The sequence below is a fragment of the Mesorhizobium sp. M0001 genome, from assembly GCF_040324255.1.
Taxonomy (GTDB): domain Bacteria; phylum Pseudomonadota; class Alphaproteobacteria; order Rhizobiales; family Rhizobiaceae; genus Mesorhizobium.
Window position 1 is genome coordinate 31,532 of record NZ_JAMYVS010000017.1, and the last position, 18,321, is coordinate 49,852.

At 64.0% G+C, this 18,321-nt stretch carries 23 protein-coding genes; 18 read left to right on the forward strand and 5 right to left on the reverse strand.

Features of this window, described 5'->3' with window-relative positions:
• Positions 1-62 precede the first annotated feature (62 nt).
• Entirely contained in the window at positions 63-1,001 is a 939-nt protein-coding gene (locus tag NKK50_RS28310; protein ID WP_023834687.1) for a tyrosine recombinase XerC, read from the reverse strand.
• Between the two features lie 96 nt (positions 1,002-1,097).
• Here NKK50_RS28310 and rimM point away from each other — a divergent pair, with 96 nt between their 5' ends.
• Together rimM and trmD are read left to right on the forward strand one after the other, a co-directional pair.
• Positions 1,098-1,697: a ribosome maturation factor RimM gene (gene rimM / locus NKK50_RS28315; protein WP_023730247.1), complete on the forward strand. Its 600-nt coding sequence runs from the start codon at positions 1,098-1,100 to the stop codon at positions 1,695-1,697.
• On the forward strand, positions 1,694-2,392 hold the full coding sequence (gene trmD, locus NKK50_RS28320) for a tRNA (guanosine(37)-N1)-methyltransferase TrmD (RefSeq protein ID WP_023698365.1): 699 nt from the start codon (positions 1,694-1,696) through the stop codon (positions 2,390-2,392). The genes rimM and trmD overlap by 4 nt, the downstream gene beginning before the upstream one ends.
• Here trmD and NKK50_RS28325 read toward each other — a convergent pair.
• The gene (locus tag NKK50_RS28325) at positions 2,374-3,126 is read right to left on the reverse strand and encodes a sulfite exporter TauE/SafE family protein (RefSeq protein WP_023683874.1); all 753 of its coding nucleotides are present in this window, start codon (positions 3,124-3,126) and stop codon (positions 2,374-2,376) included. The genes trmD and NKK50_RS28325 overlap by 19 nt on opposite strands.
• A gap of 326 nt (positions 3,127-3,452) precedes the next feature.
• On the opposite strand from NKK50_RS28325, the gene rplS reads away from it, so the two are divergent.
• From rplS to leuC, 7 genes are all read left to right on the forward strand, one after another.
• A complete protein-coding gene (gene rplS / locus NKK50_RS28330; protein WP_023670525.1) occupies positions 3,453-4,013 on the forward strand; it encodes a 50S ribosomal protein L19 in 561 nt (186 codons plus the stop codon).
• Positions 4,014-4,167: 154 nt separating this feature from the next.
• A complete protein-coding gene (locus NKK50_RS28335; RefSeq protein WP_023694503.1) occupies positions 4,168-4,596 on the forward strand; it encodes an organic hydroperoxide resistance protein in 429 nt (142 codons plus the stop codon).
• The gene (locus tag NKK50_RS28340; protein WP_023683877.1) at positions 4,593-5,090 is read left to right on the forward strand and encodes a MarR family winged helix-turn-helix transcriptional regulator; all 498 of its coding nucleotides are present in this window, start codon (positions 4,593-4,595) and stop codon (positions 5,088-5,090) included. The genes NKK50_RS28335 and NKK50_RS28340 overlap by 4 nt, the downstream gene beginning before the upstream one ends.
• A 237-nt stretch (positions 5,091-5,327) precedes the next feature.
• Positions 5,328-6,128, forward strand: a complete 801-nt coding sequence (locus NKK50_RS28345; protein ID WP_023834686.1) for a transporter substrate-binding domain-containing protein — start codon at positions 5,328-5,330, stop codon at positions 6,126-6,128.
• Between the two features lie 169 nt (positions 6,129-6,297).
• Positions 6,298-7,113 carry an amino acid ABC transporter permease gene (locus NKK50_RS28350; RefSeq protein ID WP_023698366.1) on the forward strand — a complete coding sequence of 272 codons (816 nt, stop codon included), beginning with the start codon at positions 6,298-6,300 and terminating at the stop codon, positions 7,111-7,113.
• A gap of 58 nt (positions 7,114-7,171) precedes the next feature.
• Positions 7,172-7,807, forward strand: a complete 636-nt coding sequence (locus NKK50_RS28355; protein WP_023730242.1) for a class I SAM-dependent DNA methyltransferase — start codon at positions 7,172-7,174, stop codon at positions 7,805-7,807.
• Between the two features lie 276 nt (positions 7,808-8,083).
• Positions 8,084-9,493, forward strand: coding sequence for a 3-isopropylmalate dehydratase large subunit (gene leuC, locus NKK50_RS28360; RefSeq protein WP_023710214.1), 1,410 nt, complete (start codon positions 8,084-8,086; stop codon positions 9,491-9,493).
• Between the two features lie 108 nt (positions 9,494-9,601).
• On the opposite strand, the gene NKK50_RS28365 is transcribed toward leuC, so the two are convergent.
• On the reverse strand, positions 9,602-9,913 hold the full coding sequence (locus NKK50_RS28365; protein ID WP_023670517.1) for a hypothetical protein: 312 nt from the start codon (positions 9,911-9,913) through the stop codon (positions 9,602-9,604).
• Positions 9,914-10,075: 162 nt separating this feature from the next.
• Between NKK50_RS28365 and NKK50_RS28370 the strand changes: the two genes are divergently transcribed.
• Entirely contained in the window at positions 10,076-11,272 is a 1,197-nt protein-coding gene (locus tag NKK50_RS28370) for a GGDEF domain-containing protein (RefSeq protein ID WP_023834685.1), read from the forward strand.
• Positions 11,273-11,309: 37 nt separating this feature from the next.
• Here NKK50_RS28370 and NKK50_RS28375 read toward each other — a convergent pair whose 3' ends face one another.
• A complete protein-coding gene (locus NKK50_RS28375; RefSeq protein WP_023834684.1) occupies positions 11,310-11,681 on the reverse strand; it encodes a hypothetical protein in 372 nt (123 codons plus the stop codon).
• A gap of 253 nt (positions 11,682-11,934) precedes the next feature.
• Here NKK50_RS28375 and NKK50_RS28380 point away from each other — a divergent pair, with 253 nt between their 5' ends.
• From NKK50_RS28380 to NKK50_RS28405, 6 genes are all read left to right on the forward strand, one after another.
• Positions 11,935-12,405 (forward strand): hypothetical protein, encoded by a 471-nt coding sequence (locus tag NKK50_RS28380; protein ID WP_023834683.1) that lies wholly within the window; start codon positions 11,935-11,937, stop codon positions 12,403-12,405.
• A 241-nt stretch (positions 12,406-12,646) separates the two neighbouring features.
• The gene (gene sdhC / locus NKK50_RS28385) at positions 12,647-13,066 is read left to right on the forward strand and encodes a succinate dehydrogenase, cytochrome b556 subunit (RefSeq protein ID WP_023747372.1); all 420 of its coding nucleotides are present in this window, start codon (positions 12,647-12,649) and stop codon (positions 13,064-13,066) included.
• Complete coding sequence (gene sdhD, locus NKK50_RS28390; protein WP_023683885.1) at positions 13,066-13,464, forward strand: succinate dehydrogenase, hydrophobic membrane anchor protein; 399 nt, start codon at positions 13,066-13,068, stop codon at positions 13,462-13,464. The genes sdhC and sdhD overlap by 1 nt, the downstream gene beginning before the upstream one ends.
• Before the next feature lies 1 nt (position 13,465).
• Entirely contained in the window at positions 13,466-15,295 is a 1,830-nt protein-coding gene (gene sdhA, locus NKK50_RS28395; RefSeq protein ID WP_023834682.1) for a succinate dehydrogenase flavoprotein subunit, read from the forward strand.
• Positions 15,296-15,335: 40 nt separating this feature from the next.
• A complete protein-coding gene (locus NKK50_RS28400) occupies positions 15,336-16,115 on the forward strand; it encodes a succinate dehydrogenase iron-sulfur subunit (protein ID WP_023670510.1) in 780 nt (259 codons plus the stop codon).
• 152 nt (positions 16,116-16,267) lie between these two features.
• A complete protein-coding gene (locus NKK50_RS28405) occupies positions 16,268-16,897 on the forward strand; it encodes a YceH family protein (RefSeq protein ID WP_023683887.1) in 630 nt (209 codons plus the stop codon).
• A gap of 209 nt (positions 16,898-17,106) precedes the next feature.
• Here NKK50_RS28405 and NKK50_RS28410 read toward each other — a convergent pair whose 3' ends face one another.
• The gene (locus NKK50_RS28410; protein WP_023807689.1) at positions 17,107-17,532 is read right to left on the reverse strand and encodes an OsmC family protein; all 426 of its coding nucleotides are present in this window, start codon (positions 17,530-17,532) and stop codon (positions 17,107-17,109) included.
• A 219-nt stretch (positions 17,533-17,751) separates the two neighbouring features.
• Between NKK50_RS28410 and NKK50_RS28415 the strand changes: the two genes are divergently transcribed.
• Both NKK50_RS28415 and NKK50_RS28420 read left to right on the forward strand, forming a co-directional pair.
• Positions 17,752-17,967, forward strand: a complete 216-nt coding sequence (locus NKK50_RS28415; protein WP_023834681.1) for a hypothetical protein — start codon at positions 17,752-17,754, stop codon at positions 17,965-17,967.
• Positions 17,964-18,320 (forward strand): YciI family protein, encoded by a 357-nt coding sequence (locus NKK50_RS28420; RefSeq protein ID WP_023670506.1) that lies wholly within the window; start codon positions 17,964-17,966, stop codon positions 18,318-18,320. The genes NKK50_RS28415 and NKK50_RS28420 overlap by 4 nt, the downstream gene beginning before the upstream one ends.
• Position 18,321 lies beyond the last annotated feature (1 nt).

Genomic DNA, 18,321 nt, shown 5'->3' on the forward strand with positions numbered 1-18,321 from the left:
GGACTGAAAAGCGGCGAAACGGTTAACCGGCGTGGGGAAATTGTCCTGGACTTATACAGTGGTCACGCGCGGGGATGCGCGGATTCGTAAATCTCGAGCAGTCTTGCGGTGTCGACGCCGGTATAGACCTGCGTCGTTGACAGGCTGGCGTGGCCGAGCAGTTCCTGGATGGTGCGCAGGTCGCCGCCGCGCCCGAGCAGATGGGTGGCGAAGGAATGGCGCAACGCGTGCGGCGTCGCGGTGTCAGGCAGGTTCAGCGCCGAGCGCAGCCTGGCCATGTCGCGCTGGACGATGGCCGGGTTGAGCGGCCCGCCGCGGGCGCCGCGAAACAGCAGGCCCTTGGGATCGAGATGGTAGGGACACAGTTTTCGGTATTCGGCGATTGCCCTGAGCGCCACCGGCAGCACCGGCACCAGCCGTGTCTTGCCACCCTTGCCGGTGACGCGCAGCACGGTGTCGGCTTCCGATGCCAGGTCGGCGGCGCTGAGGCCCAGCGCTTCGGAAATGCGCAGGCCCGATCCATAAAGCAGCGTCAGCACGGCGGCGTTGCGGGCGGCGATCCAGGGCTCTTCAGCCAGCTGGCCTTCCACCGACACGACATGTTTGGCATCGCTGGCGGTCAGCGGCTTGGGCAGCGATTTCGGCTGGCGCGGCGCGCGCAACGCAGCGGCACCGGCGGCATTGGCGAGACCGCGCAGTTCGAGGAAGCGCAGCAGCGAGCGGATGCCGGCGAGGCCGCGTCCGAGCGTGCGGGCGCCGGCGCCGGCGTTGCGCCGCGCGGCAAGAAAGCCGCGCAGATCGGCCGGGCGGAGAGTGGCGATGTCGGAAAGACCAGGCGAGCCGCCGCAATGCCCTGTGAGGAAATGCAGGAACTGGCGCGTGTCGCGCTCATAGGCTTCGACGGTCGCCGGCGACAGCCGGCGCTCGCGCGCCAGCATCTTCAGCCAGCTTTCGCGCGCTGCCTGGAGGTCGGGTTTTGCCGGGATGAGAAATTCCTGCATGCCGCCATTGTCAGGCAGCCGGGTTAGGAAGCGGTGAAGAACCTGTCATTGAAATGACGCCGGTAGGGCGTTAGAGCAGGGCAAAGGATATCAGCCATGTCGAAGCCCCAGAACCCCGTGCAAATGGCCGTGATCGGCGCCGCCCACGGCATCAAGGGCGAATTGCGGGTGAAGACTTTCACTGGCGAGCCGATGGCGCTGGCCGATTATGGGCCGCTCTATGCCAAGGACGGCCGCGTTTTCCAGATCACCGACATAAGGCCCGCCAACACCGTCGTGGTGGTGCGCTTCAAGGGCATTGCCGACCGCAACGCCGCCGAGGCGCTGGCCGGAACCGAGCTGTTCGTCGACCGCTCGATGCTGCCCGACGATGGCGAGGAGGACGAATTCTACCACGCCGATCTCGTCGGACTTGAAGTCCGCGACGATAAGGGCGCGGTCATCGGCAAGGTGGTGGCGGTGCATAATTTCGGCGGCGGCGACATTCTCGACGTTACCCTCGGCGGGCGCAAAGGCGTGCTGATCCCGTTCACCCAGGCCGCCGTGCCTCAGGTTTCGATCGCCGAAGGTTTTCTCCGCGTCGACCCGGCAGCCGCCGGCCTTGTCGAGGATGAGGATGGCGACGCGCCGCGCGAAGAAGATTTCGACGCGAAGGGCCGACCGCGCGGGCCGCGCGAAGCCGGAGGCAACCGGTGACGTTCAAGGCGTCGGTGCTGACGCTCTATCCCGAGATGTTTCCGGGCGGGCTAGGCCTGTCGCTGGCCGGACGGGCGCTCGCAGTCGGGACATGGTCGCTGGAAGCTATCCAGATCCGCGACTTCGCCAGCGATCGCCATCACACCGTCGACGACACGCCGGCCGGCGGTGGCGCCGGCATGGTGATGCGCGCCGATGTGCTGGCCAAGGCGATCGACCACACGTCGCCGGCGGGCGATCCGCGGCCGCGTTTGCTGATGAGCCCGCGTGGAAAGCCGCTGACGCAGGCGCACGTGCGCGAACTGGCTGGCGGGCCAGGCGCCGTCATCGTTTGCGGCCGGTTCGAGGGCGTCGACCAGCGGCTGATCGAGGCGCGTGGACTGGAAGAGGTCTCCATCGGCGATTTCATCCTGTCGGGCGGCGAGCCGGCGGCGCTCGTGCTGCTCGACGCCGTTGTGCGGCTGTTGCCCGGCGTCATGGGCAATGCGGTGTCGGGCGAGGAAGAAAGTTTCGAGAACGGCCTGCTCGAACACCCGCATTACACGCGGCCACAGGAGTTCGAAGGCCGCCCCATCCCCGACGTGCTGGTCTCCGGTAATCACAAGAAGATCGCCGCGTGGCGGCGCGCCGAGTCCGAGAAGCTGACCAGGGAGCGCCGGCCGGATTTGCTCGCCGCTCAGCCCTTGGCAAAATAGTAGACGGCGAGAAACAGGCCGACGGCGATGACGAAGCCGCGTACTGCGTTTTGCGGCACGCGCTTGGCGATCCAGACGCCGGCATAGCCGCCGAGCGCGCCGCCGGGGATCATGACGATTGCCTGAGGCCAGGCAACAACGCCGCCGGAAACGAAGACCAGTATGGCAACGGCGGCGATGACCACGGCCAGCATGTTCTTCAGCGCGTTCAGCCGGTGATAGTCGCCGGATTGCGTCAGGCCGAGCGTCGCCAGCATCATGACGCCCATGCCGGCGCCGAAGAAGCCGCCATAGATGGCGGTAGCGAACTGCGCCAGCGAACCGGCCAGAGAGCCGACCGTGGCTTCATGCCCAGGCTTCGGCGTTGGTTTCAGCCACGGCCCGGCGGCGAACAAGGCGGTTGCGGCCAGCAGCAGCCACGGCACGAGGGCGCGGAACGACGGATTTGAGAGCGCCAGCAGGATGAGCGCACCAGCCAGCGCGCCCAAAGCCGAGATCAGGCAAAGCAGCAGCGCGCCGCGCCAGAAATGCTTGATGTCGGTCCAGTAAGCCAGCGTCGAGGTGATGTAACCGGGAAACTGCGTTACCGAGGACGTGGCGTTGGCGACGATCGGCGGCAGGCCGGCCAGCGTCATGGCGCCGAAGGTTATGAAGGTGCCGCCGCCGGCAACGGCGTTGACGGCGCCTGACAGAAAACCCGCGAGGAAGAGCAGGACTGCGTCGAAAACAGACATTGTGAGGCCGCCGGACAAGTGTGCTGCTCCCGGATTAGGAAGCTTGAAGGGCCGGCGCAACCCTGCACTGGACGATTGCGTGGTGGCATGCGACCAAAAAAGACAGGGCCAAGGCGTGACAAGTCAGTGAAATAGCTGTATGTGCCCGCCCGTACTGGCGAGAAAAATCTCCCGGACCCGTCAACAATGACGGTGTAGTCGCCCCTGCCCAATGTTTCGAAGACAAGATGTCTCGGGGACAAAGGGCATAGCCGAGCGGTCAATGGAACTGCAAGGCGAGTGTCGGACGCTCTGACTGTCGGAAGAACAAGAAGTGGACTATTGAGATGGATATCATCCGTCAGCTCGAGGCCGAACAGGCCGCCAAGATCGAAGCCAAGCGCAAGCTTCCCGAGTTTCAGCCCGGCGACACCGTGCGCGTCCAGGTCCGCGTGACCGAAGGCACCCGCACCCGCGTCCAGGCCTATGAGGGCGTCGTCATCGCCCGCGCCGGCGCCGGCTTCCAGGAAAATTTCACCGTCCGCAAGATCTCCTACGGCGAAGGCGTCGAGCGCGTTTTCCCGGTCTACTCGCCGATGGTCGAAGGCGTCGAGATCGTGCGCCGCGGCAAGGTGCGCCGCGCCAAGCTCTATTATTTGCGCGACCGTCGCGGCAAGTCGGCCCGTATTTCGGAAAACACCGGCGTGCGCGCCCGCAAGCTGAACGATGAGGAGCGCGACGCGCTGAACGCTGAGAAGGCCCGCATCGAGGCCGAGAAGATCGCCGCCGTGCAGGCGCTGGCAGCCGAGAAGGCCGCGCAGGAAGCCGCCGAGAAGAAGGCCGCCGACGAAGCCGCCAAGGCCGCCGACGAGGCTGCAAAGGCCGCGGAAGCGACCCCGGCCGAATAAGATCTCGACCAAGGATTTTGAAAAGGCGGCTTCGGCCGCCTTTTTTCGTTTCACCAGACTGTGAACGATTGCCGGCCGAGAGTTGCGCCACGGCTGTTGACTCGAATTATCTTGTACACTAAATGATCGTATACAAAGCAAATGGAGAACTGACATGGCACTCTACACCACACAGGCTCGCGTCACCGGCGGCCGCGCCGGCCACGGCGAGACCAGCGACGGCCTGCTGAAGGTCGACCTCGCTTTGCCGAAGGAGCTCGGCGGACAGGGTGGCGCCACCAATCCCGAGCAGCTGTTCGCGGTCGGCTATGCCGCCTGCTTCGAAAGCGCCATCCGCTTCGTCGCGCGCAAGCAGAAGCTGCCGCTGGACGATGCGGCGGTGAGCGCCACCGTCAGCCTGCTTCCCAATGGTGAAGGCTTCAAACTTGGTGTCGCACTGGCCGCGGAGACCAAAGGCCTTGATCAGGCGGCGGCGGAAGCGCTTGTATCGGCAGCGCATCAGATTTGCCCCTATTCCAATGCGATCAAAGGCAATATCGAGGTGGCGCTTTCGACCGTGGCGCTTCCGGCAAAGGCAGCATGACGACGAAGACCGAAACCAGGGCCAGCGAAGTCCCGGCGGACACCGCCGGGAGGATCGCCGTTCCGCGCCTCGACCAGCAGCTCTGCTTCGCGCTCTATTCGGCGAGCGGGCTGATGACCAAGCTCTATCGGCCGCTGCTTGACCCGCTCGGCCTGACCTATCCGCAATATTTGGCGATGCTGGCGCTGTGGCAGCATGCGCCGAGCACGGTCGGCGAACTCGGCGAGGCGCTGGGGCTGGATTCGGCGACATTGACGCCTCTGCTCAAGCGGATGGAAGCGGCTGGTCTCGTCACCCGCCGTCGCGATCCGGCCGACGAGCGCCGCGTGCTGGTCGAACCGACTGCCAAGGGCCAGGCGCTGCGCGCCCGCATCAAGGACGTATCCGCAGGCCTTGCCTGCGCCATGCCGCTGGAAGTCGAGGAGCTGAAGTCGCTGCACCGGACCTTGACCGGATTTGTCGCCAAGCTGCGTGAGGCTACGTCACCATCCTGATCCGTCATCTGACGGGTTCCCGTGTCCAGGAGGGGCCTGGTTTGCCGGCGGCGCAATCACGGAATAAATTCCGACCACGGGGCGTTCTAAAACCGCGTTGGTTGAAGGCATTGGAATCCGCTTTCACCGGACGCTGAGCACCGGACCGGCTTGCAAGCCGTCTGCGGACGGCTAAAGTCGCGCCTGGATTTTCATGCGAGCCCGGCTGCAAGCGGGCTTCTCATCCTGGAGCGTGTCATGACCAAATCGAAGCTGCTGCTGGCCGCCCTCGCGGCCTGTTTCCTCGCGCCCGTCGTTGCATGGGCGGCCGATGCACTGCCCGATCTCGGCGGCAAGAAGGTCGTGGTGGTGACGGAAAACGCCTATCCGCCGCTGCAGTTCATCGACGCCAAGACCGGCAAGCAGATCGGCTGGGAGTATGACGCGATGGACGAAATCGCCAAGCGGCTGAACTTCAAGGTGGAGTACCAGAACACCTCCTGGGACGCGATGATCCAGGCGGTTTCCGACAACCAGTACAACATTGGCATGACCGGCATCACCATCAAGGACGACCGAAAGGAGAAGGTCGATTTCTCCGACCCCTATATGCGTTCGGAGCAGTTCATGCTGGTGCGCGCCGATGAAAGCCGCTTCACCGACGCCAAGACCTTCGCCGCCTTCAAGGACGGGTTGATCGGCGCGCAGGCCGGAACGACGCCGTTCTACACCGCCGTCTACAGCGTGCTCGACGGCAATGAGCAGAACCCGCGCATCAAGCAGTTCGAGACCTTCGGCGCTTCGGTGCAGGCACTGAAATCCGGCGACGTCGATGTCGTCCTGACCGACGGCACCGCCGGCAAAGGCTATGTCGATGCCTCCGGCGGCAAGCTCAAGCTGATCGGCGGCCCGCTCGGCACCGAGGATTTTGGCTTCATCTTCCCGAAGGGCTCGGACCTGGTGAAGCCGGTCAACGCGGCGATCGCGGCGCTGAAGGCCGACGGCACGATCGAGGCGCTGAACAAGAAGTGGTTTCTCGACTACAAGATGGGGCAGTGATGTCCGACTCCTTACCCTCCCCCTTGTGGGGAGGGTCGATCCGCGAAGCGGAGCGGGGTGGGGGTGCCAGCGCCGGCGCTTTGTCACGACCCCCACCCCGGCTCACCAGCTTTGCGATGCAAAGCTTGTTCGCCGACCCTCCCCACAAGGGGGAGGGTGAAGCGCCCTGATGGCCACGCCCCCCGCTTCGACTCTCAAATCCGATTTCCCCTGGTGGCTTGCCGCCGCGATCGCGCTCGCCGTCGTCGCTGCGCTCTCCATTGCCGCCAGCGATCTCTACGCCCAGGTTTTTGCCACCGTCGCCAAAGGCATCGGCATCACCATTCTTGTCACCGTGGTCGCCTTCGCGCTGGCTTCCGCCGTCGGGCTCGGCATTGCGCTGATGGGGCTGTCGGGGTCGCGTTGGCTCAAGCAGATCGCTCGTTTCTATGTCGAGATCATCCGCGGCGTGCCGATCCTGGTGCTGTTGTTCTGGATCGCCTTCGCCGGCGCGCCGGCCTTCGTGGCTGCGTGGAATGCGCTGACCGCGCCGCTGCAAAACGCCGGCTATCTCGGCGAGCTTTTGGTGCGCGACGTGTCGCTGTTGTGGCGTGCGATCATGGCGCTGACCATCGGTTATTCCGCCTTCATCTCCGAGGTCTTCCGCGCCGGCATCCAGTCAGTCGAGAAAGGCCAGATCGAGGCTGCCAAGGCGCTCGGGCTGACGCGCACGCAGCGCTTCCGGCTGATCGTGTTCCCACAGGCGATCCGCACCATCCTGCCGCCGCTCGGCAATGACTTCGTCGCCATGGTCAAGGATTCCTCGCTGGTCTCGGTGCTCGGCGTCGCCGACATCACGCAGATGGGCAAGATCTACGCCGCCGGCTCGTTCCGCTTCTTCGAGACCTATTCGATCGTCGCCTATATCTATCTCATCCTCACTGTCAGCCTGTCGCTGGCACTGCGGGGGCTGGAGCAACGACTGCGGCGGGCGCAGCAGGAATAGAAGTCCGACGCGGGCACGGCTACGATGGCGGAGGACAGGATTCCGGAGGATGCAGGCGATGACGATCGACAAGGCCAATGCGGCGCTGGGCACCGTCTATTCGGCCGACACGCCGGAAGGGCTGGCCAAGGCCTATGCGGACTGGGCCGCGACCTATGACGGCGAAACCGCTTCGCTAGGCTATCTGCTGCCGTTCCTGATCACCGCCTGGGTGGCGCGCCATGTGAAGGTGGGTGAAGGACCGCTGCTCGACGCCGGCTGCGGCACCGGCCTGTCGGGCCCGTCATTGAAGGCGCTGGGTTATCACGACATTGCCGGGCTCGACCTCTCCGACGACATGCTGAAGATCGCCGGCAGCCGCAATGCCTATGGCGATCTGAAGCAGGCAATGCTCGGCGGGCCGCTGCCCTGGCCAGACGGGCATTTCCGCGCCTTCTTCTCGACTGGCGTGTTCACCATCAGCCATGCGCCGGCGTCCGGCCTGCACGAGCTTGTCCGCATCACCAGAAAAGGCGGCCACGCCATCTTCACCGTGCGCGACCAGGTGTTTGACAGCGGCGGCTTCCAGGCCGTGTTCGACGGGCTGGAGCGGGCCGGGAAATGGCGGCCGGCCGAGCAAAGCCCATGGTTCCGCTGCTATGCGATCGCCGAGCCGGACGCGCTGGTGAAGACTTTTGTGTTCGAGGTGCTTTGAGCGCCGCCCTCTTCGCCTTCTCACAAGGGGAGAAGCGAAAACACGCCGCAATTGCCGAAAACCGAAAACATTGGTATGAGCCACGCCATGGAAGAGCTTTTTGGCGATCCGGCCTATAAGGGTTTCGTGCTGCAGGACCGAAAACGCCTGCCGTCGCGTTTCTCTTCGCGCATTTCCGGCGCGCTCACCAGCCGACTTAGCTAAGCCGCTTTCGCCGGGCCGAAGGCTTCGGCGCGTCTGCCCTTCCCCTTTTTGCAAATCGACGGATTTACGCACATGAGCGCACCGCGCACCCTCTACGACAAGATTTTTGACGACCATGTCGTCGACCGCCAGGATGATGGCACCTGTCTGCTCTACATCGACCGCCATCTCGTCCATGAAGTGACCAGTCCGCAGGCCTTCGAAGGTCTGCGCATGACCGGCAGAAAAGTCCGGCATCCGGAAAAGACGCTGGCCGTGGTCGATCATAATGTCTCGACCTCGCCGGAGCGCAAATTCGGCATCAAGAACGAGGAAAGCCGCATCCAGGTCGAGGCGCTGGCCAGGAACGCTAGGGATTTCGGCGTCGAATATTATTCCGAGAACGATATCCGCCAGGGCATCGTCCACATCATCGGGCCGGAGCAGGGCTTCACGCTGCCTGGCATGACGATCGTCTGCGGCGACAGCCACACCTCGACGCATGGCGCCTTCGGCGCATTGGCGCATGGCATCGGCACCTCCGAGGTCGAGCATGTGCTGGCGACGCAGACGCTGATCCAACGCAAGGCCAAGAACATGCTGGTGCGCGTCGATGGCCAGTTGCCGGAAGGCGTCACCGCCAAGGACATTATCCTCGCCATCGTCGGCGAGATCGGCACCGCCGGCGGCACCGGCTATGTCATCGAATATGCCGGCGAGGCGATCCGCGCGCTGTCGATGGAAGGCCGCATGACGATCTGCAACATGTCGATCGAGGGCGGCGCGCGCGCCGGCCTGATCGCGGCCGACGAAACCACCTTCGCCTATGTCAAGGGCAAGCCGCGCGCGCCGAAGGGCGCGTCGTGGGACGCCGCGCTCGAATACTGGAAGACGCTGCAGTCCGACGAGGGCGCGCATTTCGACAAGGTGATCGTGCTCGACGCGGCCAAGCTGCCGCCGATCGTCTCCTGGGGTTCCTCGCCCGAGGACGTCGTTTCGGTGCAGGGCGTCGTTCCCAATCCGGAAGAGATCACGGACGAGAACAAGCGGACGTCAAAGATCCGCGCGCTCGACTATATGGGGCTGACGCCGGGCACGAAGATCACCGACATCACGCTCGACCGCGTCTTCATCGGCTCCTGCACCAATGGCCGCATCGAGGATCTGCGTGCGGTGGCCAAGGTGGTCGAAGGCAAGACGGTGAGTGCGCATGTCGATGCGATGATCGTGCCGGGCTCCGGTCTGGTCAAGGAACAGGCGGAGGCCGAGGGTCTCGACAAGATCTTCATTGCCGCCGGTTTCGACTGGCGCGAGCCGGGCTGCTCGATGTGCCTGGCCATGAACGACGACCGGCTGAAGCCGCATGAGCGCTGCGCCTCGACCTCGAACCGCAATTTCGAAGGCCGGCAGGGCTTCAAGGGCCGCACCCATCTGGTATCGCCGGCCATGGCGGCGGCGGCGGCGATCGCCGGCCATTTCGTCGACATCCGCGACTGGAAATAGCGCAGACTGGTTCAAGCCTGATCTGAGCGTATGCAAAACCCCGAACGGCAACACCGTTCGGGGTTTTGTTTAAAGCGCGCCGCTCTAAGACCCTTGGGGTATTATGCCCTAGCCGGCACGCCGGATGATTTCATGAAATTCCTCCCGGCTGCCGGGTTCGTCGGCCGCGACCACCAGCGCCAGTTCGCGCTCGTCGAAGATCTTGAACCACTCGTCCCATTCGACCAGCTCGTAGCCGCCTGCGTTGACCGGGCGTTCAGGCTGATCCTGGTCCTGATAGGCGTGCTGGCCGAAGACGAGCCTCAGCAACGGCTGCGTTCCGGTTTCGGGCGATACATCGACGATCGCCGGAAATCCGGCGCGCCCTGCGGCCCATGAGCGAATTGCTTCGTGATCGGTCAGCGTGATCGTGTCGGCCATGAACAACTTCTCCTTGATTGCTGTCAGGAAACGCCGGCCTCAGGTCCCGGTTCCGTGCACCAGCTTCATGAGTGGCGACTTGCATATTCGTCCCGGCTTAACCGCTTGTTGGGGCTTGCGCTCTAAGGTCTTCCCGGACGTCAAGCGGGAAGTCACCGTCCTTTGGACACCGGCCTGTTCATAGCGCTGCTCAATCCGACGATCGCGCTGGCGCTCGGCGCGGCGTTCCTCGTGCTATGGTTCTATCAGCGCCACCGGCCCTATCTGGCTGTGCTCGGCACGAGCTATTGCGTGTCCGCGCCCGGCTTCCTGCTGCAGTATTTCACGCTGCCCGGCGGCATGGTGCTGACCAAGCTGGTCTCCAACCTCTGCTTCACGCTCGCCGCCTGCTGCCTCGTCGGTGCGATCATCTCGCGCTACGGCAGGCGCGTGCCCTATATCGCGATCGGCATTCTGGCGGGTGGCGGGATGGTCGCATTCTGCTGGTTCCTGTTCGTCCAGCCGGACTTGACTTGGCGCATCCTGTCGATCAATTTCGGCTTTGGCGGCCTCAGCCTGCTGGTCGCCGCCGAGCTGCGCGCCGTGCGCAAGAACGGCCCGACGGAAAAAATCCTGTTCGTACTGTCGCTGCTGTCCGGGCTGAACTTCATCGGCCGCACGCTGCTCGTCGTCATCTCGCACGGGCCGTTCACCAGCTATGACGGGTTTTATGGCTCGTCCTACTGGACGACGGCGCTTTTGACGCACGCGCTGCTGTCGTTGCTGATCGCGCTCTGCCTGTTCTCGGCAGCTGCGCTCGACGTGATGAAGGCGCTGAAGACCGAGACGCACACCGATCCGCTGTCTGCCCTGCTCAACCGCAGGGGTTTCGAGGAGCGCGCCTTGCTGGTGCTGCAGCATTGCGCTGTTACCAAGGTGCCGGTCGCGCTGGTGCTGGCCGATCTCGATCACTTCAAGGCGCTCAACGACAAATACGGACATGCCGCGGGCGACCAGGTGATCGCCGACTTCGCCGCCAAGCTTCGCGCGGCCGCCGGCACGCGTGCGGTTGCCGGCCGCATCGGCGGCGAGGAGTTCGCTGTGCTTCTGTCGCTGAGCGATCTTGCCACGGCGCGGCTGTTTGCCGAAGCCGTGCGCACGCACTATTCGGCCGGCAGTGTCGACGGGTTGCCGCCGGGCACCAGGGTGACCGCGAGCTTCGGCGTCGCGGCGCGCACCGGCGACGAAGGGCTGGAGCCGCTGATGCGGCGCGCCGACGAAGCGCTCTACAAGGCCAAGAAGAACGGCCGCGACAGCGTGCGATTGTCCTATGAGCGGGCGGAAACGGTGTTCATCCCGGATACAGGCAGCGTCGGTTAGCGTCTCGCTTAAACGGCCTCTCGGCCGTGCCGGATCATCAGCGGCAAGGGCTGAGGTTGGGCATTTCGCCGTCGGAGAGGCCGTACATATAGGAGCGGCCCTTCACGAACACCGGCGGCTGGTAGCAGCCACGCCTAGAGATGTGATCCGCCTCGTCTTCATAAAGGACTTCCGGTTCCGCTTCCGGCTGCCCGGCGCTGGTGTAGTCGGACAATTTCTTGGCCAGCCTGCCTTGGCCGACAATGATGCGCTTGTAGCCGGCGGCGCTGTCGATGACGAGATTGCCTAGGGAATCGGCATAGACGCGGTCATGATGGCGCGACAAGGCCATTGCCGGGGCGGCGAAGCCGAGACTGGCTGTCGCCAGCACAAGCGCCGCAAGGCGCGCTCTTCCTGAGTTCGATAGCATGGTGTCCTCTCTGCTGTGGACCCGATCGAATCGGAAATTAACCTTTTCTTAACCTTTGTTAAGAGGGCAGGCGCATCCGGCGGCGATCTCTCGCCAAACATGGTTAATATCCGACGGGATGGAAAACCCGGGCGTCATCATTCGGCCATGCTTGCCCGCACCATCGGCCGCGACGCACACAACTACGCTGACGTCGGGTGAGCTTGATCTTGGTGGAACATCGCGGCTAGTTAGCCGCGCAGGAGGACAGCATATGGCGTTACGCCGGACGTTTCGGGTGACGCTGTTGTCGATCCCCTTGCTGACTGCCGCAGCCTGCGTGCCGCAGAACGGCGCGCCGACGGCGGTGAATACCGTACCACCCACTGTCGCGCCCGCGCCGGCTCAGCAGTCCGCCCCACCTGTGGCGCCCCCGGCTTCCGCAACGGCTCCGACAGCGCCTGCCGCACCGCCAGCCAAGATTGTCACCGACCTTACGGCCCCGCGGTCTGCTGTCGGCACGGCGACTTACAGATGCGGCAATGGCGGTGTGATCACCATCCAGAACCTCGGCACGGCGCTGCGCGTTGTCAGGCCAGACGGCACGACCGAGGAGTTTGCCGCATCACCCGCCAACCAGTCCAGCCGCTACCAGGAAGCCGCGTCGCATAACGCAATCGTGATCGACGCGCGCGAGGCGCTGGTGATGAAGAGGGGCTCGACACCACAGACCTGCAAACGATAGCCCGGAGTCGATTGCAAACGGAAATGCCGCACTGCAGCGAACGGTGCGCCGGCTTTCGACGGTGGCCAAATCGATTGAAGAGAAACAGCAGCCTTTTGTCAGACTAAATGACGTTTTCAAAACGATTTTCCGGCTTTGACGCGGTGCAAAAAGAGCATTAGAAACCGGCTGTCTGAAGTCATATATCGAGGCGGTAAGTGCCGCTTTCCACCGCGGCTCCGGACATCGAACTGGGGCAGCCATGAGCAAATCACCAGCCACCCGAACCGCCAGACGTGAACGGCCGCTCTCGCCGCACCTGACGATTTACCGCCCACCGATCACCATGACGATGTCGATCATTCATCGCATCACTGGCGGGGCGCTGTATTTCGGCACGCTGCTGGTCGCCGCGTGGCTGATGGCGGCGGCGAGTTCGCAAGGCGCTTTCGATTGGATCAACTGGGCCTTCGGCACATGGCTCGGCCGGCTCATCCTGTTCGGCTACACCTGGGCGCTGATGCACCACATGCTGGGCGGCGTGCGCCATCTCGTCTGGGACACCGGCGCCGGGCTGGAGAAAAACACGGCATCGAAGATCGCCTGGGCGACGCTCGCCGGTTCCATCCTGCTCACGCTGCTGATCTGGGTCGCCGGCTACATGGCGCGGGGAACCTTGTGATGAGCGGCACGAACAACAACGATATGCGCACGCCGCTGGCCAAGGTCCGCGGTCTGGGCTCGGCCCGCGAAGGCACCGGGCATTTCTGGCGACAGCGGCTGACGGCCATTGCCAACATCCCCCTGATACTGTTCTTCGTCGGGTTCCTGATCGCGCTCAATGGCGCCGGCTTCGCCGAGGTGCGGGCGGCGCTCGCCAGTCCGTTCGTGGCGCTGGTGTTGGCGCTGGTGCTCGTTTCCGGTCTCACCCATATGCGTGTCGGCATGCAGGTCATTATCGAGGATTACGTGCATGCCGAAGGCATGAAGCTGGCGCTGATCGCACTCAGCACGTTTTTCACCATAGCGGTCGGCGTCGCCTCGATCTTCGCCCTGCTCAAACTGGCATTCGGAGGCTGATTTGGCCAAGGACGCGAAATCGGCCACCGGCTATACCTTTGTCGACCACAAGTTCGACGTGGTGGTCGTCGGCGCCGGCGGCGCCGGCCTGCGCGCCACGCTCGGCATGGCCGAGCAGGGCCTGCGCACGGCCTGCATCACCAAAGTGTTCCCGACCCGCTCGCACACGGTGGCGGCACAAGGCGGCATTGCCGCGTCGCTGTCCAACATGGGTCCGGACTCCTGGCAGTGGCACATGTACGACACCGTCAAGGGTTCGGACTGGCTGGGCGACGTCGACGCCATGGAATATCTGGTGCGCGAGGCACCGGCGGCGGTCTACGAGCTCGAGCATTACGGCGTGCCGTTCTCGCGCACCGAAGAGGGCAAGATCTACCAGCGGCCGTTCGGCGGACACATGATGAATTATGGCGACGGCCCGCCGGTGCAGCGCACCTGTGCTGCCGCCGACCGCACCGGTCACGCCATCCTGCACACGCTCTACGGCCAGTCGCTGAGGAACAATGCACAGTTCTTCATCGAGTATTTTGCGCTCGACCTGATCATGGAACCGGACGGCACCTGCACCGGCGTCGTCGCCTGGAACCTCGACGACGGCACCATCCATCGCTTCTCCGCCAAGATGGTGGTGCTGGCGACCGGCGGATATGGCCGCGCCTATTTCTCGGCGACGTCGGCGCACACCTGTACAGGCGACGGCGGCGGCATGGCGGCACGGGCCGGCTTCCCGTTGCAGGATATGGAGTTCGTGCAGTTTCATCCGACCGGCATCTACGGCGCCGGCTGCCTGATCACCGAAGGCGCGCGCGGCGAGGGCGGCTATCTCGTCAATTCCGAGGGCGAGCGCTTCATGGAACGCTACGCGCCGTCGGCCAAGGACCTGGCCTCGCGCGACGTCGTCTCGCGTTGCATGACGCTGGAGATCCGCGAAGGCCGCGGGGTCGGCAAGAACAAGGACCATATTTTCCTGCATCTCGACCATCTCGATCCGGCCGTGCTGCATGAGCGGCTGCCGGGCATTTCGGAATCGGCCAGGATTTTCGCCGGCGTCGACCTGACCAAGGAGCCGATCCCCGTGCTGCCGACGGTGCACTACAATATGGGCGGCGTGCCGACCAATTACTGGGGCGAGGTGCTGAACCCGACTGTCGAGAATCCTGACCGGGTGTCACCCGGGCTGATGGCGGTCGGCGAGGCCGGCTGTGCCTCCGTGCACGGCGCCAACCGGCTGGGCTCGAACTCGCTGATCGATCTGGTGGTGTTCGGCCGCGCCGCCGCAATCCGCGCCGGCCAGGTCATCGACCGTAATTCGGCGATCCCTTCGCCCAACGAAGCCTCGGTCGAAAACATCATGGACCGCTTCGACCGGCTGCGCCACGCCAATGGCTCGACGCCAACCGCTGTTCTGCGTGAGAAAATGCAGAAGGCGATGCAGGAAGACGCCGCCGTGTTCCGCACACAGGAGTCGCTCGAAAACGGCTGCAAGCGCATTTCGCAGATATGGACCGAGCTCAAGGACCTGAAAGTCTCCGACCGCTCGATGATCTGGAATTCCGACCTGGTCGAGACGCTGGAGCTGGAAAATCTGATGGCCAACGCCATCACCACGGTCTACGGCGCCGAGGCGCGCAAGGAGAGCCGCGGCGCGCATGCGCGCGAAGATTTCTCGGCCCGCGACGACACTATCTGGCGCAAGCATACGCTGGCCCGGCTAAGCGAGGACGGCCAGGTGAGCCTCAGCTATCGTCCCGTGCACACCGAGCCGCTGGTGGCGGAAAAGGACGGCGGCATCAGTCTTGCCAAGATCGCGCCGAAGGCCAGGGTATACTAACCATGGTGCCGAAGCCCGTCATCCGAAAGGATCTGAGGTAATGGTCGAACTCACGCTTCCCAAGAACTCCAAGGTGCAGCCGGGCAAGACCTGGCCGAAGCCGGAGGGCGCCACCAACCTGCGGGAATACCGCATCTACCGCTGGTCGCCCGACGATGACGAGAACCCGCGCATCGACACCTATTTCGTCGACATGGACGATTGCGGGCCGATGGTGCTCGACGCGCTGCTCTGGATCAAGAACAAGATCGATCCGACGCTTGCCTTGCGCCGCTCATGCCGCGAAGGCATTTGCGGCTCCTGCGCCATGAACATCGATGGCTCCAACACGCTGGCCTGCACCAAGGGCTGCGACGACATTTCCGGCGCCGTCAAGGTCTACCCGCTGCCGCATATGCAGGTGGTCAAGGATCTGGTGCCCGACCTCACCAATTTCTACGCCCAGCACGCCTCGATCCAGCCATGGCTGAAGACAGTGTCGCCAGAGCCGGCCAAGGAATGGCTGCAGAGCCATGAGGATCGCGAAAAGCTCGACGGGCTCTACGAGTGCATCCTGTGCGCCTGCTGCTCGACCTCGTGCCCGAGCTATTGGTGGAACGGCGACCGCTATCTCGGCCCGGCGACGTTGCTGCAGGCCTATCGCTGGCTGATCGACAGCCGCGACGAAGCCACGGGCGAACGGCTCGACGATCTCGAAGACCCGTTCCGGCTCTACCGCTGCCACACCATCATGAACTGCGCCCAGACCTGCCCGAAGGGGCTCAACCCGGCCAAGGCGATTGCCGAGATCAAGAAGATGATGGTGGAGCGGCGGGTTTAGTTGAGGCGAGTTCGCTCGCGGCAATCTCGAACGCGGCGATCCTTCGCGCGCCCCTCTGTCCTGCCGGACATCTCCCCCACGGGTGGGGAGATATCCGGTAGGACAGAGAGGTGGGCGCTGTCTCGCCGGCGCTAGAAAGGATACTCAACCCAATGAGCGAAGAGCTTCCAATCCTTAATCCGATCGAAGTCCGTGTGCTCGGCTGCCTGATCGAGAAGAAGGAGCTGACGCCGGATGTCTATCCGCTGACGCTGAATGCAGCACTTGCAGCCGCCAACCAGAAGACGGCGCGCGAGCCTGTGATGGCGCTCGAGCCGACAGAGGTGCATCGGACGCTGAAGCTGCTCGAGCAGAAGGGGCTGGTGCGTCAGATGTTCGGCTCGCGCGTCGAGCGCTATGAGCATCAGATGGCGCAGCGCTTCTCGCTGACGAGGCCGCAGACTGCGGTGATCGGCCTGCTTTTGCTGCGCGGGCCGCAGACGGCGCATGAGTTGCTGGCGCGAGCTGAGCGCATGGCGCGGTTTTCGTCGATCGAAGACCTGCGCGCTGAACTCGACATGCTGATCGGCCGCCGACCGCCGCTGATCCAGGAAATACCGCGCGGGCCAGGCCAGCGCGAGGACCGCTACGTGCATCTGCTCGCAGGACCGGTGGACGTCGCGGCGTTATCGGTGCAGCGGAGCGCGCCGGCCTTGCCTGCTTCCGACCTGGAAGCGAGATTGGAGGCTCTGGAGCAGGAAGTCGCAGCCCTTCGCGCCCGGCTTGATGCGCTGGGCGCCTAATAGTTATCCGAGACGTTGGTGGGACAGCACCCCCCTCTGGCCTGCCGGCCATCTCCCCCTCAAGTGGGGAGATCAGATGTCACGCCGGCCTTCGCCAATCACGAACGTCGAAAGAAAGTGCCAGCTACCGAGCTTCCAATCTCCCCGGGAGATGCCCGGCAGGGCAGAGGGGGGCGCGAAGAATCGCTACCCCGGGCAAAATCGGCGGATCACCCCAGCTTCGCGTCGAGCGACACTGCGATGGCCCCCAGTGCCTTCGAAACCGGGCACTCCGCCTTGGCCTTCTCGGCCAGTTCCTTGAACTTCGCCGCATCAATGCCCGGCACCTTGCCGATCAGGGTGATGGCGCTGCCGGTGATGCCGGTGCCGGGCACCAGCGTCACCACCGCCTTGGCGTCGAGCTCGGTGGCGGGCGTGCCGTTCTCGGCCAGGAAATGCGACAGCTGCATGGCGTAGCAGCCGGCGTGTGCCGCCGCGATCAACTCTTCGGGATTGGTGCCGGATTTGCCGCTCTCGTCCTCGAAGCGAGCCTTGAACGAATAGGGCGTGCCCTTCAAGGTGCCGCTCTGGCTGTCGAGCGTGCCCGTGCCCTCCTTCAGATTGCCTTTCCAGACGGCGTTTGCGGTGCGGTCCATAAGATTATCCTTGATTACAGCGACAGCGCCGGCCACGCGGCGTTCCCTCCAACTATAGCGCGGCGGCAGGGGAAGACCACCGCGCTGTTTCGGCCGGATGCGACGCCGGCGAGCCCTGCAAATCTTTTCTGAAAAATGTGCGTGCAAAAATGTCGACTTGCATCGGCGCCGGCCGTCCTGCGAGCGTCCACGGATTCTCGTGGCGGATGGAGATCCAAGATGAACAATCTGTTTTCTGCCCATTGGAACGACGCCGACAAAAGCGCGCGTCTACACGAGATCGAGTGCTCGCGACCTTCCGGCTTCGGCCGGCTGCTTGCTGCGGTCGCTGTGATCGGCATTGCGGTCTGCGTGCTCGACCACGCTGCTGCCGGCAGGGATGCCGCCGGCGCCGTGATCGCATATGCTTCGTCACAGCAAGGGAGCTGGAAATGAAATATGTCTGTCTGGTCTACGGCGAGGAAAAGGACCTCCATGCCATGACGCCGGAGCGTTTGGCCAAGCTCGACGCCGATTCGATGGCCTATGATCGGTCATTGGACCAGCAAGGCAAGCTGATCATCGCGCAGGCGCTGCAATCGGTGAAGACGTCGAAGACGGTGCGGCGGCGCCAAGGCAAGCGGCTGATCACTGACGGTCCGTTTGCCGAAACCAAGGAGCAGTTGCTTGGTTTCGTCATGATCGAAGCCGACACTCTCGAACAGGCGCTGGAGATCGCCGGCAAAATTCCGCTGGCCGAAATCGGCACCGTCGAAGTCAGGGCGATCTACGACGTGCCGGGGTCTTAAA

Excerpts from the sequence above, each read along its gene's own strand:
- NKK50_RS28310 (WP_023834687.1), bottom strand. The coding sequence starts at position 1,001 with ATGCAGGAATTTCTCATCCCGGCAAAACCCGACCTCCAGGCAGCGCGC.
- sdhD (WP_023683885.1), top strand. The coding sequence starts at position 13,066 with ATGAGCGGCACGAACAACAACGATATGCGCACGCCGCTGGCCAAGGTC.
- NKK50_RS28405 (WP_023683887.1), top strand. The coding sequence starts at position 16,268 with ATGAGCGAAGAGCTTCCAATCCTTAATCCGATCGAAGTCCGTGTGCTC.
- rplS (WP_023670525.1), top strand. The coding sequence starts at position 3,453 with ATGGATATCATCCGTCAGCTCGAGGCCGAACAGGCCGCCAAGATCGAA.
- NKK50_RS28400 (WP_023670510.1), top strand. The coding sequence starts at position 15,336 with ATGGTCGAACTCACGCTTCCCAAGAACTCCAAGGTGCAGCCGGGCAAG.
- NKK50_RS28365 (WP_023670517.1), bottom strand. The coding sequence starts at position 9,913 with ATGGCCGACACGATCACGCTGACCGATCACGAAGCAATTCGCTCATGG.
- NKK50_RS28380 (WP_023834683.1), top strand. The coding sequence starts at position 11,935 with ATGGCGTTACGCCGGACGTTTCGGGTGACGCTGTTGTCGATCCCCTTG.
- rimM (WP_023730247.1), top strand. The coding sequence starts at position 1,098 with ATGTCGAAGCCCCAGAACCCCGTGCAAATGGCCGTGATCGGCGCCGCC.
- NKK50_RS28350 (WP_023698366.1), top strand. The coding sequence starts at position 6,298 with ATGGCCACGCCCCCCGCTTCGACTCTCAAATCCGATTTCCCCTGGTGG.
- sdhC (WP_023747372.1), top strand. The coding sequence starts at position 12,647 with ATGAGCAAATCACCAGCCACCCGAACCGCCAGACGTGAACGGCCGCTC.
- NKK50_RS28415 (WP_023834681.1), top strand. The coding sequence starts at position 17,752 with ATGAACAATCTGTTTTCTGCCCATTGGAACGACGCCGACAAAAGCGCG.
- NKK50_RS28340 (WP_023683877.1), top strand. The coding sequence starts at position 4,593 with ATGACGACGAAGACCGAAACCAGGGCCAGCGAAGTCCCGGCGGACACC.
- NKK50_RS28345 (WP_023834686.1), top strand. The coding sequence starts at position 5,328 with ATGACCAAATCGAAGCTGCTGCTGGCCGCCCTCGCGGCCTGTTTCCTC.
- NKK50_RS28335 (WP_023694503.1), top strand. The coding sequence starts at position 4,168 with ATGGCACTCTACACCACACAGGCTCGCGTCACCGGCGGCCGCGCCGGC.
- NKK50_RS28410 (WP_023807689.1), bottom strand. The coding sequence starts at position 17,532 with ATGGACCGCACCGCAAACGCCGTCTGGAAAGGCAATCTGAAGGAGGGC.
- NKK50_RS28355 (WP_023730242.1), top strand. The coding sequence starts at position 7,172 with ATGACGATCGACAAGGCCAATGCGGCGCTGGGCACCGTCTATTCGGCC.
- NKK50_RS28375 (WP_023834684.1), bottom strand. The coding sequence starts at position 11,681 with ATGCTATCGAACTCAGGAAGAGCGCGCCTTGCGGCGCTTGTGCTGGCG.
- NKK50_RS28420 (WP_023670506.1), top strand. The coding sequence starts at position 17,964 with ATGAAATATGTCTGTCTGGTCTACGGCGAGGAAAAGGACCTCCATGCC.
- NKK50_RS28325 (WP_023683874.1), bottom strand. The coding sequence starts at position 3,126 with ATGTCTGTTTTCGACGCAGTCCTGCTCTTCCTCGCGGGTTTTCTGTCA.
- leuC (WP_023710214.1), top strand. The coding sequence starts at position 8,084 with ATGAGCGCACCGCGCACCCTCTACGACAAGATTTTTGACGACCATGTC.